This is a genomic window from Pseudomonas lundensis (genome assembly GCF_002269125.1).
GTDB classification, from domain to species: Bacteria; Pseudomonadota; Gammaproteobacteria; order Pseudomonadales; family Pseudomonadaceae; genus Aquipseudomonas; species Aquipseudomonas lundensis_A.
In genome coordinates, this window is the sequence record NZ_NQKI01000002.1 from 245,124 (window position 1) to 260,726 (window position 15,603).

16 protein-coding genes are annotated in these 15,603 nt (G+C 60.0%); 9 read left to right on the forward strand and 7 right to left on the reverse strand.

Going from position 1 to position 15,603, the window contains the following annotated elements; genetic code table 11:
- Positions 1 to 4 precede the first annotated feature (4 nt).
- Genes CJF39_RS02735 through CJF39_RS02765 form a run of 7 tightly spaced genes read left to right on the forward strand, consistent with a single transcriptional unit; the run spans position 5 to position 6,453 of the window.
- Complete coding sequence (locus tag CJF39_RS02735; RefSeq protein ID WP_094992055.1) at positions 5 to 1,231, forward strand: type II and III secretion system protein family protein; 1,227 nt, start codon at positions 5 to 7, stop codon at positions 1,229 to 1,231.
- Positions 1,228 to 2,418: a pilus assembly protein gene (locus CJF39_RS02740; RefSeq protein ID WP_094992056.1), complete on the forward strand. Its 1,191-nt coding sequence runs from the start codon at positions 1,228 to 1,230 to the stop codon at positions 2,416 to 2,418. Before CJF39_RS02735 ends, CJF39_RS02740 begins: the two co-directional genes overlap by 4 nt.
- On the forward strand, positions 2,415 to 3,692 hold the full coding sequence (locus tag CJF39_RS02745; protein WP_094992057.1) for a CpaF family protein: 1,278 nt from the start codon (positions 2,415 to 2,417) through the stop codon (positions 3,690 to 3,692). Before CJF39_RS02740 ends, CJF39_RS02745 begins: the two co-directional genes overlap by 4 nt.
- A gap of 10 nt (positions 3,693 to 3,702) precedes the next feature.
- Entirely contained in the window at positions 3,703 to 4,587 is an 885-nt protein-coding gene (locus tag CJF39_RS02750; protein ID WP_094992058.1) for a type II secretion system F family protein, read from the forward strand.
- 1 nt (position 4,588) lies between these two features.
- Positions 4,589 to 5,473, forward strand: a complete 885-nt coding sequence (locus CJF39_RS02755) for a type II secretion system F family protein (protein ID WP_094992059.1) — start codon at positions 4,589 to 4,591, stop codon at positions 5,471 to 5,473.
- Between the two features lie 14 nt (positions 5,474 to 5,487).
- Positions 5,488 to 6,171 (forward strand): tetratricopeptide repeat protein, encoded by a 684-nt coding sequence (locus CJF39_RS02760; protein WP_094992060.1) that lies wholly within the window; start codon positions 5,488 to 5,490, stop codon positions 6,169 to 6,171.
- 12 nt (positions 6,172 to 6,183) lie between these two features.
- Positions 6,184 to 6,453 (forward strand): DUF3613 domain-containing protein, encoded by a 270-nt coding sequence (locus CJF39_RS02765; protein ID WP_094992061.1) that lies wholly within the window; start codon positions 6,184 to 6,186, stop codon positions 6,451 to 6,453.
- Positions 6,454 to 6,508: 55 nt separating this feature from the next.
- Here CJF39_RS02765 and CJF39_RS02770 read toward each other — a convergent pair whose 3' ends face one another.
- Both CJF39_RS02770 and CJF39_RS02775 read right to left on the reverse strand, forming a co-directional pair.
- Positions 6,509 to 7,285, reverse strand: a complete 777-nt coding sequence (locus CJF39_RS02770; protein ID WP_094992062.1) for a response regulator transcription factor — start codon at positions 7,283 to 7,285, stop codon at positions 6,509 to 6,511.
- A gap of 119 nt (positions 7,286 to 7,404) precedes the next feature.
- Positions 7,405 to 7,878 carry a prepilin peptidase gene (locus CJF39_RS02775; protein WP_094992063.1) on the reverse strand — a complete coding sequence of 158 codons (474 nt, stop codon included), beginning with the start codon at positions 7,876 to 7,878 and terminating at the stop codon, positions 7,405 to 7,407.
- A 71-nt stretch (positions 7,879 to 7,949) separates the two neighbouring features.
- On the opposite strand from CJF39_RS02775, the gene CJF39_RS02780 reads away from it, so the two are divergent.
- Both CJF39_RS02780 and CJF39_RS02785 read left to right on the forward strand, forming a co-directional pair.
- Positions 7,950 to 8,390 carry a TadE/TadG family type IV pilus assembly protein gene (locus tag CJF39_RS02780; protein ID WP_094992064.1) on the forward strand — a complete coding sequence of 147 codons (441 nt, stop codon included), beginning with the start codon at positions 7,950 to 7,952 and terminating at the stop codon, positions 8,388 to 8,390.
- On the forward strand, positions 8,387 to 11,149 hold the full coding sequence (locus tag CJF39_RS02785; RefSeq protein ID WP_094992065.1) for a PAS domain-containing sensor histidine kinase: 2,763 nt from the start codon (positions 8,387 to 8,389) through the stop codon (positions 11,147 to 11,149). Before CJF39_RS02780 ends, CJF39_RS02785 begins: the two co-directional genes overlap by 4 nt.
- On the opposite strand, the gene CJF39_RS02790 is transcribed toward CJF39_RS02785, so the two are convergent.
- From CJF39_RS02790 to CJF39_RS02810, 5 genes are all read right to left on the reverse strand, one after another.
- On the reverse strand, positions 11,134 to 13,119 hold the full coding sequence (locus CJF39_RS02790) for a pilus assembly protein TadG-related protein (protein ID WP_094992066.1): 1,986 nt from the start codon (positions 13,117 to 13,119) through the stop codon (positions 11,134 to 11,136). The genes CJF39_RS02785 and CJF39_RS02790 overlap by 16 nt on opposite strands.
- Positions 13,120 to 13,265: 146 nt before the next feature.
- Positions 13,266 to 13,871, reverse strand: a complete 606-nt coding sequence (locus CJF39_RS02795; RefSeq protein ID WP_094992067.1) for a DUF4136 domain-containing protein — start codon at positions 13,869 to 13,871, stop codon at positions 13,266 to 13,268.
- Between the two features lie 27 nt (positions 13,872 to 13,898).
- Positions 13,899 to 14,525, reverse strand: coding sequence for a DUF4136 domain-containing protein (locus tag CJF39_RS02800; RefSeq protein WP_094992068.1), 627 nt, complete (start codon positions 14,523 to 14,525; stop codon positions 13,899 to 13,901).
- Between the two features lie 24 nt (positions 14,526 to 14,549).
- On the reverse strand, positions 14,550 to 15,299 hold the full coding sequence (locus CJF39_RS02805) for a methyltransferase domain-containing protein (RefSeq protein WP_094992069.1): 750 nt from the start codon (positions 15,297 to 15,299) through the stop codon (positions 14,550 to 14,552).
- The gene (locus tag CJF39_RS02810) at positions 15,296 to 15,601 is read right to left on the reverse strand and encodes a MazG-like family protein (protein WP_094992070.1); all 306 of its coding nucleotides are present in this window, start codon (positions 15,599 to 15,601) and stop codon (positions 15,296 to 15,298) included. Before CJF39_RS02810 ends, CJF39_RS02805 begins: the two co-directional genes overlap by 4 nt.
- Positions 15,602 to 15,603 lie beyond the last annotated feature (2 nt).

The following is a 15,603-nucleotide window of genomic DNA, read 5'->3' on the forward strand; positions in this document are numbered from 1 at the left end:
TCGCATGAGTCAACGTTGTGTGCCGCTGTTCAAACAAGTTGTCTGGACGCTGATGTTGAGCGGCCTGTCTGTGCAAATGGCTGTGGCGGCATCGGCCCAATGCGCGTCACTGGGGGCGTTGCCCGCTGTGCTGGAAGTGGCGCAGGGCACCCAACAAGCACTGGATTCACCCGTCAGCATCACCCGCATTGCCGTGGGTGACCCGACCATTGCCGATGTACACGCCAATGGCGACAGTGCCTTTTTACTGACCGGCGTTGCGCCGGGTACTACCAGCCTGATGGTCTGGACCGCCTGTTCCAAATCACCGCGCCAGAGCATGGTGTTCGTCAAGGGCAAAGCGACTGCAGCGCTGACCAGTGCCGCGCTGTCACCGTCTGAAGACCCGACGTTGCCCAGTCAGGTACAGACGGATATCCGCTTCGTAGAAGTCAGCCGCACCAAGCTGCAAGAAGCCAGTACCTCGATTTTCGGCATGGGCAGCAACTTCCTGTTCGGTTCGCCGGGCTCGCTGATTACCACGGCGGAAAACGTCATCACCGGCGGTCCTCCGGCCAACAACAAGTACTTCAACATCGGTTTTGGCGGCGGGCGTGTCAGGGCCATGATTAATGCCCTCGAAGGCAGCGGCTTTGCCTACACCCTGGCGCGCCCGAGTCTGGTGGCGCTGAGCGGCCAGAGCGCAACGTTTCTCGCCGGCGGCGAAGTGCCAGTGCCGGTGCCCAGCAGTGGCAGCGACAACGTGTCGATCGAGTACAAAGAGTTCGGCATCCGCCTGACCTTGACCCCCACCATCGTAAGCCGCGACCGCATCGTGCTCAAAGTCGCCCCTGAAGTCAGTGAACTGGACTACACCAATGCGGTGAATATCGCGGGCACGATGGTGCCGGGTCTGAATGTGCGCCGCACCGATACCAGTATTTCCCTGGCCGATGGCGAAAGTTTTGTCATCAGCGGCTTGATCAGTTCGCGCAACAGCTCGCAGGTGGACAAGTTTCCGGGGTTAGGCGACATCCCGATTCTCGGGGCCTTTTTCCGCTCCTCCAACATCAGCCGCGAAGAGCGCGAGTTGCTGATGATTGTGACCCCGCACCTGATTCAACCGTTGGCGGCCAATGCCCAATTGCCTTCTCTGCCCGGAGAAAAACTGCGCAATTACGACCCCAATTGGTACCGCTTGTACTTCCTCGAAAACGGCAACTTTAATCGCCGTAGCGGGTTATCCAAATGAGCCAGAGCTTGAGCCAGACGTTTCTCGCATTGACGCGAAACAACACCGATCTTGAGTGGTTACAAGGCGCACTGGCGCCCATGGGCCAAGTGGTGGGCGCTGGCACGGGCAGTCTGGATGAGTTGCTGGCGCTGGTGGATGTCACCTTCGCCGGGCTGGTGTTCGTGGGACTGGACCGCGAGAAAGTGGTGTCGCAGTGCGCATTGATTGAAGGCGCGCTGGAAGCCAAACCGATGTTGGCCATCGTGGCGCTGGGCGATGGCATGGACAATCAGTTGGTGCTCAACGCCATGCGCGCCGGTGCGCGGGATTTTGTCGCATATGGTTCGCGCTCCAGCGAAGTGGCCGGGTTGGTTCGACGCTTGAACAAGCGGCTGCCCGCCGTTACACCCAATGCGCAGCTGGGCGGCCTGACCGTGATGTACAGCGCGCAGTGCAACGCCGATGGCGCCTTGCTGTCCAGTCATCTCGGGCTGGTCGTGCAGAAGAGCGATCAGCAAACCCTGTTGCTTGATTTGGGTTTGCCCCGTGGCGACAGCCTCACGCTATTGGGGCTGGAAAGTTCGTTCTACTTTGGCGATGCCCTGCGCCACTTGCGGCGACTGGACAGCACGCTGATCGACAGCGCCTTCACCGCCGCCCCCGGCGGTTTGCGCATCCTGGCCTACAGCGACAGCGATGAACCGCTGGAGCACACCAGCGCGGCCGAGCTGTACATGCTGCTCAGTGCTTTGCGTCAGCATTTTCAACACATCGTGGTGAACCTCACGGGCCAGCCTGACAGCGAAGCATTGCGCACATTTGTCAGCCATTGCGACAAGTTGTTGTGGTACGCCGACCAGAACATCCTCGACTGCCGACGCAATCTGGCGATCCTCAACCTGTGGCGCGCCAAAGGCATGAAGCTCGAACATGCGCGGCTGTTGGTGGACCGTTACCTGCGGGGTGTGGCGCCCGACGCCGACGCTCTGGCCAAGACGTTTGGCCTGGAAGTGCTGGTCAGCTTGCCGCCCGCCGACGAGTTGCGAATGAACGCCAAAAACCAGGCCACCACGCTGTTCGAGCTGGGCCCGCGCGAGGCCCTGAGCCAAGGCCTGAAAACCTTGGGTGAGCGCTTGGCCAAACGCTCGCAAGGGCTGGCCAAGCCGCCCGCCCATTGGCTGACACGCCTCTGGGGGCCTAAATGAGCAGCGAGAAACTGTTTGGCGCGGGCCTGCACAGCAAGAATGGCCATGCCGATCACGACAGCCTGAAACTGGTGCTGCACCGCTACATCATCGATGCCATTGAAGAAACCGGGAAAAACCTGCTGGAAGACTCGCGCCATGCGCTGGCCCAGTTCGTGACGGACAAAGTGGCCGAATACGTGTCACGCCTGCACCTGGCGATCTCACGTTATGAAATGGAGCGTCTGGCCGAGGAAATCGTGGATGAACTCACCGGGTTTGGCCCGCTGGAAGTGCTGCTGCGCGACCCGGCGGTGACCGAAATTCTGGTCAACGGCCCGTATCGGGTGTTTGTCGAGCGCGACGGCATTCTGCACCAGAGCGAGTTGCGTTTTATCGACGACCACCATGTCGAGCGGGTGATGCAGCGTATTCTCGCGCCGTTGGGGCGCCGCCTCGACGAATCCTCGCCCATGGTGGATGCCCGCATGCCCGACGGCAGCCGGGTCAATGCGATCATTCCGCCAATCGCCTTGGACGGCCCGTGCCTGTCGATTCGTAAGTTTCGCAAGGACATGCTCAAAAGCACGGACCTGATGGCCATGCAAACCATCGATCAGGCGATTTTCGACTTCATTCACGAAGCCGTGAGCAAGCGTTGCAACATCCTCATCAGCGGCGGCACGGGCACCGGGAAAACCACCTTGCTGAATATCCTCAGCCAGTTGATCAACCCCTATGAGCGGCTGGTCACTATCGAGGACGTGGCCGAATTGCAGCTCGGTCACCCGCACGTGGTGCGCCTGGAAACCCGTGCGCCCAATGCTGAAGGCCATGGTGAAGTCAAAGCCAGCGACCTGATTCGCAACGCCCTTCGGATGCGCCCCGACCGCATCATTCTCGGGGAAATCCGCGGGGTTGAAGTGCTCGACGTGTTGACCGCGATGAACACCGGGCACGATGGCTCCATGAGCACCGTGCACGCCAACACCGCACAGGATGCGCTGTTGCGACTGGAAACACTGGTGGGCCTGACCGGGCGCACAGTGGCGGAGAAAACCCTGCGCCAAATGATCTGCGCCGCGCTGGACGTCATCATCCAGCTCACGCGCATGCCAGACGGGCGTCGCTGCGTCAGTGAAGTGTTGGAAGTGGTGAGCGTGCGCGATGATGTGTACGTCACCAACACCCTGTTCCGGCTGGATCGACGCACGGGGTTTGGCTTTATGCGCGAAGCGCTGAACCCGGCAGGCGACAAGTTACGTCGCGAGCCGATTGCGAACCTTCACGGCTGAGGGGCAGAACATGATCCCGGCTTTGCTGCTGTTACTGATTGCCTTACTGATGTTGGGCCTGGCGCTGTTTATTGTTTTTCGCGTCTTGCGTAATCCGACCACCAGCCGGGTGCTCAATCGGCTGGCCGAAGGGCAGCCGCCACCGGCCGCAAAATTCGGCGGTCTGGCCTGGCTGGACCGCGCCTTCTTGCAGGCCGGGCTGCCACGGCCGTCGGAGCGCCTGGGGCTGTGGCTCGGCGTGTGGGCCGCGGCGATAGTGGTGGCGGGGCTCGTGGGTGGCTGGACGTTGTCAGTCGCCTTTGCGGTGTTGCCGCCTGTGTGTCTGAAACTGTTCCTCAGCTGGCGTTATCACCGACAGGTGCGGCGCATGGTTGAGCAGTTGCCGCAGTTGCTCGACCACTGTGTACGCAGTTTGAAGGCCGGGCGCACCTTGGCCGATGCGGTGCTGAATGCAATCGAGGCGTCCAGTGATCCCCTCAAAACCGCCATCAGTCGCGTCTCGCGCAACGTGCAACTGGGGGTCAGCTTGCCCGAAGCGGTGCAGGACTTTGCCGAGCTTTACGAGCGTGAGGAGTTTCGCCTGTTTGCCCTCGGCTTGAAGGTCAACAACCGCTATGGCGGCAACGCCAGCGAACTGCTGGAAAACCTCATCACCCTGATCCGCGAGCGTGAACAAGGGGCGCGCCAGCTCAAAGCCATGACCGGTGAAACACGGTTTACGGCCATGGTGCTGGCGGCCTTGCCGGTGTTGGTGATGGTGTATTTCATGCTGACCAATCCCGAGTACCTGCCCAAGATGTGGAACGACACGTCCGGGCAGCACTTGTTGCTGACAGCGCTGGCAATGCAGGTGATTGGCTGCTTTACCCTATGGCGCATGGTGCGGAGCGTATGACATGGCCTTGCTGATAAGCGTTGTCTTGTTGCTGGCCGCCCTGGCACTGGTGATCAACACCGTGATCCAGCAGCGGATGCGCCAGCAACGCGTCATGCAGCGTCTGGAGGGGGCGAAAACCGGGCCGGGCAAATTCAGTTCATGGCTGCGCGCGGTGGGCAGCAGCAAGGTGGGCCAGCGCTCGGTGTCGCTGGATAACGAAACTCAGGCGTTGCTCACCCGGCTGGGCTGGCGCACGGCCAGTCAGCGCTCATTGTTTGCCGCTTTTCAGGTGGGCACCCCGGTGGTGCTGGCCGGACTGGTATTTGTAGGCCATAAGGTGTTTTACCCCGACGCGGGCAACCTCGGGGTTGCACTGTTGTTCGGGTTGGCCATCGGCTACTTGATCCCCAAACGCTTACTGGCATTGGCGGCTGCCCGGCGCCAGCAACAGATCGCGAATGAGGTGTCCACGTTTATCCCGTTGCTGCGCATCCTGTTTGAGTCCGGCATGGCGGTGGAGCAAGCGCTGCGCGTGTTGAGCCAGGAGGGGCAGCAATTGTTACCCGTGTTGACCGGGGAACTGCGGCTGGTGCTGGCCCGTGTCGACTCCGGGCTGGAGCTGGGTCAGGAACTGCAAAAAACCGCGAGCCTGCTGGCGGTCGATGAGTTCGACGATACCTGCGTGATTCTTCAACAACTGATCCAGCAGGGCGGCGGCGCAATGAAGTCGTTGCAGGCGCTGAAAGCGTTGCTGGATGACCGGCGCCTGACGCGCATGCAGGAATACATCTCGAAAATGTCGGCCAAGATGTCCGTGGTGATGATGGTGTTTCTGTTTCCTGCATTACTGATTGTATTGGCCGGCCCCAGTTTTATGGCTATTTCGCGGGCCTTTGGCTCTTGACCGGGAGTGTGAGCATGAAAGCTGTGATCGTCGCGTGTGGGCTGCTGATGCTGGGCGGCTGTGCGACCGGGGGCGCGAGTAACCCGCCCTGGCTGGCCTTGAGTGGCAGTTGCGCCAAGTTGAGTGGCGATCAAGAGTTGTCGATGAACCTGGCCGACGATATGGCCAAGGAAGGCAAACTGCACGCCAGTCTGGCCAACCTGCAAAGCTTGCCTGAGCGCTATGGGCAGGTCCAGTTGCGTAAGGCACGCATCTATCGCCAGTTGGGCCGCAGCGAGGCGCAAGCCCTTTATCAAAGCTTGCTGGGCACCTGTCTGGCGGCCGAGGGCGAGCATGGTTTGGGACAATTGGCGGCGGGGCGCGGAGACAACGCGCAAGCGCTGGCCTACCTGCAAAAAGCGGCCAGTCTGGCGCCCACCGATGACAAGATTCGCAATGACTTGGGGGTGGTTTACCTGAACCTGCTGCGCATCGACGACGCACGCTTTGAATTTTTGACCGCGCTGGAGCTCAGCAAAGATGACGACGCGTTGGCGGCGTTGAACCTGGTGACGCTGTTGATCTATCAGGACAACTGGAAGCAGGCGGCGGAACTGGTCACCCGTGCCGGATTGACGCCGGAACAAGTGACCGAAGCCCAAGCGCGTGCGCAAGCACTTAAAGCCCCGGCCAGTAATCAGGTGGCGGTGCTCAAATAACGGAGGTGTGCGATGGCAATAAGCGTACGTGTCGGGGTGTTACTGCTGTGGGTGCCGTTGAGCGCACTGGCCATCGAGCCGGGCCCGGCGTCACGTTATCAGCAGGAAACCGAAAACTGGTTGCAGATTCAGGTCAGCGGTAAAGAGCGATCGAACGTGCCGCAAACGGTCACGCCGCAGGAGCGCGAACAAAGCCTGCAACGGTTGCTGAAAAGTTACGATCACGAAATCCCTGAGTACTACAAACAGGAATCGGGCAGCGGGGGCGGTACGTCCAATTAAAACGCCCGCCACCGCCTGTACTCGCTGGGCCGGCGCGCGTATAGGCGTGCGGGCTTCAGTGGGCCGTCAGCCGGTGCTGTTTGGCGCTGGCATTGGGTGACAGCGCCAGTGCCAGCTGGGTACGGTTGTTCATGTGGGTCAGGCGCAGCACTTGCGACACGTAGAGTTTGACTGTGTTTTCCGTGATGCCCAGGTCGCAGGCGATCTGGTAATTGGTCTGGCCCTTGCCCACCAGACGGGCCACGTCCAGCTGGCGTGGTGACAACTGCTGAAAGATGGCTGGCATGGTTTCAGACACGTCGTCACTGGCGCCCTCATCGGCGGCTGACAGCGGCGGGCGTCTTACCGATTCCATGTCCTGATAAAGGTCGTCAATCGAGTCCGCCAAAAACTGTAGCTTCTGATTCAAGTGCCCAAGTTGCGCGCTTTTCATGCGTTCGCGCACGCGCTCTTCCTGACGCTGAATGCCTTCGAGCAATTCATTGAGGTCGACCGGTTTTTGGTAGTAATCCGCAATGCCGATACGCAAGGCCTTGATCACGTCCTGTTTATCGGCACGGCCGGTCAGCAGAATGCTTTCAAACAAGCGCTTTTCACCGGCGAACTTTTGCAGGTGTTGGGTCAGTTCGATGCCATTCATCTCCGGCATGTGCAAATCGCACAGCACCAGACCGATTTCGGGGTCTGCGCAGAAACTTTCAATCGCTTCGCGGCTCGACTCACAAGGCACACACCGGTAGCCGCTGCTTTCCAGAAACTCGCAGAGTTCTTCGACGATCAAGGGCTGGTCGTCAACCACCAGCACTTTTATGAGTGGGCTAAGCTTGTTCACGCGTTACTCCATGCCTGGCAAGCCAATTCAAGGCAACTTGCCCCTCTCATCATGAGAAGGCTGGTTTAAAAGTAGACCCACTTTCCCTTGCTGTACACGGAATAAATCCTACGCATGCACTAGGGCATGCACAGCCAAACCAGGGTAAAACCCGCCAGCAAAAAGGGAGCGAAGGGGATTTTTTTTGACAGATTCCCGGGATCTTCAACATCAGGCGTTGTAACCCGTTGATAAAGCAGCGGCAGGATTTTTGACGCGATCAGCATCCACAGCACAGCACACACACCTGCGCCGATCACCGTGCCCAACACCGTCAGACGATCGGTGGCCAGGGCGAGGGCGATCAGCAGTTTTACATCGCCGGCGCCGAACGTATTGAGCGCATACCCAGGCAACGTCAGCACCAGCACGATCACCAGCGCGACCCCGGCTTCGCTGGCGGGTGCGCCGAGCCAGGTGTGGCCGCTCCAGAGCAGATACAGCACGGCCAGCGCCATACCGCCCAGTGTCAGGGTGTTGGCAATCTGGCGCTGGTACAGATCCTGAAGTGCGCAAGCGCTTAACCAGAGGTACAGGACTATTAGCGGTGTCACGTAATCGGCGTCCCTTTTTGGCGAATGATTCTATGCTCATATGACGTGTGGTTTTCAGGGTAGACGCAGTCATGAAAACAAGCCTCTCCACAAAGGAAAAAGGCGCAGCGGCCATCGAATTTTCGCTGGTGTTTGTGGTGTTTTTCGCCGTGTTTTACGGCGTCGTAAGTTACAGCCTGCCGCTTTTGCTGATGCAGTCGTTCAACCACTCCACGGCTGAAGCGGTGCGCCGCAGTGTGGCGCTGGACCCGACCGTCTCCCCCGCGACGTACACGCAAGATGTACAAAATCGCGCCTTGAGCGTGTTGAGTGACCAACTCTCTTGGGTGCCGACCGCCTTGAAAAGCAGCCTTAATAAACAGGCGGTCTATAGCGGTGGGGTGCTAACCGTCACCGTCAGCCTGCCAGCCTCCGCGTTAAGCGCCATCATGCCGGTGCTGGTGCTGCCGGGGAACATCAAGGTGCCCAGCTTGCCGACCACCTTGACGGCTCAATCGAGTTTGCAGTTTTGATCAGCGGCGAGCGCCTGTTCGGGCGGCTACTGGGCCGGGCTGATGAGCCCGTTGCGTTGGCGCCTACCCCGCTGCTTGTAGAGGCGGGTATTCAAATACGGCTCGATCAGCACGGCCATGTGCTGGAGATACAGGCCGCGCAGCCCCATGCATTGGTCATGGCGATGGGCAATGGTCCGCCGCGGCTGTTAATCGATTATCTGGTGCCGGGCAGCACGCTGGCCCTCGAAGGCACGCCCCGAGATTGGCATGGGCAAAGCCTGGACCTCATGTTTCAGGTCGGCGGTGGCCCTGTTGTGCATACCCGCGGCTGGGTACAGCCACAGGGTGACGGCTGGTTGCTGCAACTGTTGGACATCAGCGATTTGTTGTTGGGCCAACAGCAGGCGCGCCACCGCGAGCTCACCCACCTGCTCACCACCCACATGGGCGAGCAATTGCGCCGCTGCGGCACAGCGCGCGTGCCAGCGGTGGTGACCGATCTGTTGCAGCAGGTGGCGCAGCATTGGCATATCCCGTGTGTGGCGCTGGCCTTGCCAGACGCCACGCAGACCGAATGGCGTATCTACAGTGTTTACCAGCGCCATGATGCGCCTGCGTTGTGGGACGTCGACCAAGCGCTGGGCAGCACCCTCGACAGCTTCAATGGTCACGTCCCCCAGCGTTTTGAAGCGCTGCATGGCATCAGTGACAAGCCCCGGCTGAGCGGGCTGTTTGGCAATACCGATGGCTTGCTGGTGCCTTACAACGATCATCAAGGGGTGAGTGCGTGGCTCTTGTTCGGCCACTACCCGGCCAGTCGTCACGCCCCGTCCATGGGCGACAACGATTGGCTACAAGTGTGCGCGGCATTGGCGGGGCCGCTGCTCAATCGCCTGCGCGAGCAGCAACACGTGCAGCAGATGGAGCGCATGGAGGCGTTACAGGGCCTGCTGGGCAGCGGCTGGTGGGAGTGGTCGCCCAGCACGCAGCAACTGATGCTTGCCCCGCCTTTGGCTGCGAGCCTGCTCCCTGCTCAAGCTGCTCATATGTCCCGTGACGCGTGGTTGGGGCTGTTTCATCCGGCAGACCGGGAAGAGCTGGCCAGCCGTTTCAATGATTTGTTGTCCCACGATACCCCCCTGTTGTTGTGCGTGCGCTTGCACCAACCCGACAGTACGCGGCCGGTGACCTGGTATCGCATTCAGGGCCAGGTGCTGGGCGCAGAGGGCGGGCCACGTGTGGTGGGGTTCATGCTGGATGTCAGTGACATGCAAAACCAGCAACAGCAAGCGGCGGCGGCCCATGCGCGGCTCGACAACCTGATTGCCAGCTCCCCGGCCGTGATTTATGTGCAGCGCTATGCCGAGGGCGCGTTGCTGCCTGAATTCTTCAGCGCCAGCTTGCAACCTTTGTTGGGCTGGACGCGGGAAGCGTGCATGGCCGCCGCGTTGATCGAATGGGTGCACCCGGAGGACCGTGAGCACTACTTCGAGCGCACGCGACGACTGCTGCGCGAAGGCAGTGTGCGCAGTCGCTATCGACTGCGCGACCTCCAGGGCGACTACCACTGGTTACTGGACGAGGCCAAGTTGCTGCGTGACGACTTGGGGTTGCCGGTCGAGGCCGTGGGCCTGTGGCTGGACATCACCGATGCCACGGAAGCCGCGGAGCGGGTCAAGCACAGCGAAGAGCGCTATCGCATGCTGGTGGAAGATTCCCCGGCGATGATCTGCCGCTACACCCCCGACTTGACCCTGACCTTTGGCAATCGCCCGTTAGCCAATTACCTGGAGTGCGCGCCCGAACAGTTACCGGGCATCAACCTCAGCGGCTGGTTGTCGCCGGAGCAACATCTGGCGTTTGTACAACGTTTGGCCACCTTGACCCCCGAATTCCCGGTCAGTACCGCCGAAATCAGCCTGCAACTGCCGGGGCGCGAACACGCGTGGTGGGTCTGGTCGGACCGCGGCGTGTTTGATGAGCACGGGACGTTGATCGAAGTGCAGGCGGTGGGGCGCGACAACACCGAAGTGCGGCGTTCGCAACAGCAGCTGACCCAGAGCGCCAAAATGGCCACCCTGGGCGAGATGGCCACCGGGCTGGCCCATGAGATCAATCAGCCGCTGAACGTGATGCGCATGGCCATCGTCAATGTGCTCAAACGCCTGAGCAACGGCGATGTGCAGATCGATTACCTGCAAGACAAACTCAATCGCCTCGACACCCAAGTGCAACGTGCGGCGCGGGTGGTAGACCACATGCGGGTGTTTGGTCGGCGTTCGGAGATCGAACAGCAAGTGTTTAACCCCGCCATTGCCATCGATGGCACGCTGTCACTGCTCAGTGACGGGCTGCGCGGCAAAGGCGTAGAGATTCGCTGCGAAGGGCTGGACTGCGCCGTCAACGTGCGCGGCCATGTCGACCAACTGGAACAGGTGCTGATTAACCTGCTGGTCAACGCCCGTGATGCCTTGCTCGGCAAGCGTGAAAAAGACCGTGACTTCGCGCCGTGGATCGGCCTTGGCATCGAAACAGCCCCCCGCCACGTGCGGTTGTGGGTACAGGACAACGCAGGCGGCATCGACCCTCGGTTGCTGGAGCGCATCTTCGAACCGTTCTTCACCACCAAACCCGTCGGCGTAGGCACGGGGCTGGGGTTGTCAGTGAGCTACGGCATCATCGACAACATGGGCGGACGGCTCAGCGTCAGCAACACCGAACACGGCGCCCGGTTTTGTGTGGAACTGCCCGTGGCGGAGGATCAGAGCACGAGTTGAGCGCGGCCGCCTTGATTGCAGGACAGGTTGGCGCCCACTTCAGCATTACCCAGACTGACCCCTAGTGCGCCCAAGAGCGTGTTGAGGATCGGGTCCAGCAGGTTTGATAGCACGCCGCTCAACGCGGTGGACAGGATCCCCGTCACTTGGTTGACCAGCCCGGCCACTCCCGTAAGTGCATCGTTGGCCACGCTGCCTGTTTGTGGCGTGTACGTCACCAACAGGTTGTCAGACAGCGAGTCCCCCAGACTTTTGATAATGCTTGCATTGCTGTTTAGCGGGGTTTTGTAAGCAGGCGGATTGTTAACCTCGGGGAGCAGGGGGACGCTCCATGTTTGCGGCTGGGAGTTGGCCGCTATTTGAGTTTGAACCTTCAACCCTAGCCCGCCCCCTTTGCCGACCTGCAACGGGCCGCATAGCAAAATGACTGAGCACGTGGTGACATCAATACTGATCAGTTTTACCGGATCTACCGCCAGGTAATTCAGCTTGTTGATTTCAACCGACGCGGGAAATGCGCCGTTGGCTGGCGGGCTGCCAATGCTCAGCTTCGCGGCCGCTGTCGACGTTTGTGCTGTCAGGCTTTTGGTGGCCGGACTGGAGCAGTTGTAGGCGGTGACATAGCTGTTGGCACTCGCCGCTTCCAGATAAATATCCAACGATGACGCAATGCTCAGGGATGTCCGCTCACAGGCTACAACACACTGCAAAACCCCGATTAAATTCAGATTCAGCAACTTGTTCACGATACTGGTCAGAGGCGAAAGCAGTTGGGTGATCGCAGACGTTATCTGCGACACCAGTTTGAGAACGGCGAGATCAATATGGATGTGAGTTTGAACTTGCGCTGTTTTAACGTAGATGCGATTGGTGCCGAAAATGGGATCTTTAATGGCCAACGCCGGGTTGCCAACTACAGACATTTGCGGTGGTTCAATCACTTTGACCGACACCGTGACGGTGCCTACCAATGGAATATTCGACGTGATATCGGCGGCCGCAGCGCTTTTGCCATTTGAAAGTTGCACGATCCCTTGCAACAGGTCAAAGACCTTCAAGTTGGTGTTCAACCCAGCGTTCGAGGTGCCATTCTGGATTTTCAGCAAGTCGCCCAGTTTCAGTATTTGCGTGTTAGCGGCAATCAGCTTGATGGCGGTCAACGCTTGCACGGCGACCGTAGCGCCCGCTCCTCCTTTTTGCAGCACATTAATGGCGGCGTTAATCAGTTGAGTCGCAGAGACATTGGTGTTGAGCAACTGAGTGTAATCACCGGCATTGAGGTTCAAGTCGATGGCCAGTTGATCAAGATAGCTCAGCAAGTTGATATAGGTGTTTGCCAAGCCCTGCCATGACGCAAGGCTCAAGTTCAATTTGCCGCCCAGCAGGCCGCCCACAAGGCTGTTCAGAAGAGGGGAGTTACTTGAGTTTATGTCTGCCAATGAAGTTCTGATCGTCAGTGCGGCCAACGGTGCGCCCCCCGTGGCCCCCACCGCGCTCGCCGTCAATCGGGTATTGAAGCCAAATTTCCCGTTGGAAAACAGGTTCCACAAGCCGCCCGCCACACTGGTCGGCACTACCGTGGTGGTAATGACGCGAATGGCGTCAGACTTGCTTGCATCGGCGCTGAATGTGCGCAGCATGTCGCTACCGGTCACCAGTGTGCCGCAAGTGGCGCTTAAGGTTTGTGTACTGCCTGGAGGGAAGTTGTTGCGCGTCGCGCTGGCGATAGCGTACGTGGTGGCCGTGTTGGTGCCGGTCGCCAGGCAATTGCCGCCCCGACTGACGGCCTCCAATACCGCGACATCCGCGACCCGTTGCAACTTGCGTTGCTCCAGGTACAAGCGGCCGCTGTCGACTACCAGCAACATAAACAACAGCACCAGGCCGAAGGTCAGGGCCGCCATCAAACCAATTGCTCCCCGCTGCGAACGAGGGCTGCTAAAACGGATGCCACGCAATTGGGGAGACATCGAGCACTCCTTTGCCGGCTTGCTGCCGAGCGCAACTCTCCAAGGGTGCAAGGGAGTGTAGTCAAGGTGCGCAGCACGCGCTGGCAAGTTGCCAGTCGGGGGACTGAACGGCAGCGACTACAGGGTATGCAGTTGCTGCCGGGCGGTCATTTGGCCTGCGGTTTGGGCGGGTAGTCGCTGAGGATCTTGCTCACGGCTTCGTGAATCGCCGCGCTGCGTTGCGCAGGCGTCGGGCTTGTGTCGACCACTTTTTCAGCACTGCCACGCCACACCAGCTGGTCGGTTTTGGCGTCGATCAGGTCAATTTGAAGGGTGCCTACCTGGTAGTTGATGTTGCGCACTTCATCGTAGACCGGCGCGCCCCAGTAACCTTCCCACGGGCCGCCCCAATAACCGCCCCACGGTCCACCCCAAGGGCCGCCGTAGCCATAGCCGTAATTAGTCACCACTTGCTCCTGACGCTCAGCAACGATCAAGTAGGTCTGCACCCACAGGTCGGCCTTGGTTGCAGGGGTCACTTGGCGCAAGCCGCGCTGGTCCAACTGATAGGCCACGGCCTGGGTGATGCGTTGTTGGGTCAGGTCGCTTTTCAGCATCGGGTTATTGGGGACAAATTGCAGTGCGGGTTCCTTCCAGGCCCACGTGTGGAAGCTGGCGAAATCAACGGAAGGGTTGTAGTCGTGCGTGACCTGCATCGATTCGCAGGCGCTGAGCAGCAGTGCCAGCCCCACGAGCGCTATTCGACGTAGCATGATGATTCTCCACTTCAACGATGAGTCTTAATGAGGAGGATAGGCCTGTACTGCTGTGTTCAGCGATTCGCGTAAAGCGTTGCCGCGCTCGCTCAGGCTGCCCTTGCTGCTGGTTTCGGCGCTGGAACTCCAGACAGGCTCACCGGTTTTGCCGTCGTACAGATTAAGCCGCACCACCATGACTTCCACTTCGTACGTTCGAATGATGGGTACGGTGTTGTACATACCGAACTGATTGCCATAACGACTGTAGCGATCTCCATAGAACCCGCCGTAACCCGCCCCATAACCATAGTCGTCCTGAACCTGGCGCAAGCGTTTTTCTGTATGTAAATCTGCACTGACCCGTAAATCCGGTGCGCGGCCAGGCTGGACCGGGCGCAAGCCTCGCTGGTCCAGGGCTGTGCTCACGGCTTCGGCAATCTGTGCCGAGTCGGCCCAGGCCGAACCTGCAGGCAGGCGGTCGTTGAGCCAGGCCCAGCTCTGGTAGCGAGCATAGTCGCGCGGGGGCGCCGGGTAGGCGCTCAAATCAATGGCGTTGGCAGCCTGCGGCGGGGCGGCAGGCATAGGCAGCGACGTGGCGGTATACGGGTTGGGGCTTTGGCAGGCGCCCAGCCCCAGGCTCAGAATCACAAGCGCAATGCGGCGATACATGAAACTCCCCCAAGAGGTGAACAGTTAACGCGGGCGGCATACCCAATGCAGGTAACGACCCAACCCTGCAAACGCAGGGTGGCGACGATGGGCCAGCTCCATCTCAACCAGTGCGTCGAGTTCTGCGCGGGCCTGGAACTCGACCGGCATGTAATCGTGGAATACACGCACGCCACTTTGGCTTTCAACCTGCCAAAGACCTTGCATGGCCTGCCCCAGCTCCCGTGGATCAAGGGGCTGCTGCGGGGTGAGGCTCTGCTTTTCGCCAGCCATGTCGTTCTTGCGCATTTTGCGGAAGTGACCTTTGAGCAGGTTGCGGTAGATCAGCGCATCCCGGTTGTAGAACGCCAGCGACAGCCAGCCGCCCTGGGCTGTCAGTTGATGCAGCACCGGCAGGATCGCATGGGGCTCGGCCAGCCACTCCAGCACCGCATGACACAGCACCAGGTCGTACGGTTCGGTCAGTTGGCCCAAGAGCTCTTGCCAGGACGCCTGAATAAAGGTGCCGCTCTGGCCTGCTTCGGCAAAGCGTAGACGCGCGCCTTCAAGCATTGGGGCAGCGGGCTCCGCCAGCGTGACATCATGGCCTTGTTCGGCCAGCCACAGCGACATGTGCCCCAGCCCCGCGCCGATGTCCAGCACGCGCAAGCGGCGTTTGGGCAGTGACTCTTTCAGGTCGGCTTGCAACACGGCGAGGCGGATCGCCCCTTTGGCGCCGCCGTAGATTTTTTCCGCGAAGCGGGTGGCCAGCAGATCGAAGTGACGGTCGCTCATTGGCCGAAACGCCTTTCGCTGTCCGCCAATTTGCTGCGTACCACGTCGTTCATGTCCAGGCCGAGTTCGCTGCACAGCAACAAGAGGTAGAGCACGATATCGCCGACTTCCTGACCGGCATGGGCCAATTTGTCAGCGGGAAGCTGGCGGGACTGGTCTTCGGTCAGCCATTGAAAAATTTCCACCAGCTCGGCCATTTCAACACTGGCGGCCATGGCCAGGTTTTTCGGGCTGTGGAAAGGTTTCCAGTCGTTCTTGTCGCGGATGCGGTGCAGGCGTTGGGTCAGTTCGTCGAGGTTCATTG

Bases quoted from the DNA above. Each gene is read 5' to 3' on its own strand.
- CJF39_RS02735 (WP_094992055.1), top strand. From the start codon at position 5: ATGAGTCAACGTTGTGTGCCGCTGTTCAAACAAGTTGTCTGGACGCTG.
- CJF39_RS02740 (WP_094992056.1), top strand. From the start codon at position 1,228: ATGAGCCAGAGCTTGAGCCAGACGTTTCTCGCATTGACGCGAAACAAC.
- CJF39_RS02745 (WP_094992057.1), top strand. From the start codon at position 2,415: ATGAGCAGCGAGAAACTGTTTGGCGCGGGCCTGCACAGCAAGAATGGC.
- CJF39_RS02750 (WP_094992058.1), top strand. From the start codon at position 3,703: ATGATCCCGGCTTTGCTGCTGTTACTGATTGCCTTACTGATGTTGGGC.
- CJF39_RS02755 (WP_094992059.1), top strand. From the start codon at position 4,589: ATGGCCTTGCTGATAAGCGTTGTCTTGTTGCTGGCCGCCCTGGCACTG.
- CJF39_RS02760 (WP_094992060.1), top strand. From the start codon at position 5,488: ATGAAAGCTGTGATCGTCGCGTGTGGGCTGCTGATGCTGGGCGGCTGT.
- CJF39_RS02765 (WP_094992061.1), top strand. From the start codon at position 6,184: ATGGCAATAAGCGTACGTGTCGGGGTGTTACTGCTGTGGGTGCCGTTG.
- CJF39_RS02780 (WP_094992064.1), top strand. From the start codon at position 7,950: ATGAAAACAAGCCTCTCCACAAAGGAAAAAGGCGCAGCGGCCATCGAA.
- CJF39_RS02790 (WP_094992066.1), bottom strand. From the start codon at position 13,119: ATGTCTCCCCAATTGCGTGGCATCCGTTTTAGCAGCCCTCGTTCGCAG.
- CJF39_RS02795 (WP_094992067.1), bottom strand. From the start codon at position 13,871: ATGCTACGTCGAATAGCGCTCGTGGGGCTGGCACTGCTGCTCAGCGCC.
- CJF39_RS02800 (WP_094992068.1), bottom strand. From the start codon at position 14,525: ATGTATCGCCGCATTGCGCTTGTGATTCTGAGCCTGGGGCTGGGCGCC.
- CJF39_RS02805 (WP_094992069.1), bottom strand. From the start codon at position 15,299: ATGAGCGACCGTCACTTCGATCTGCTGGCCACCCGCTTCGCGGAAAAA.
- CJF39_RS02810 (WP_094992070.1), bottom strand. From the start codon at position 15,601: ATGAACCTCGACGAACTGACCCAACGCCTGCACCGCATCCGCGACAAG.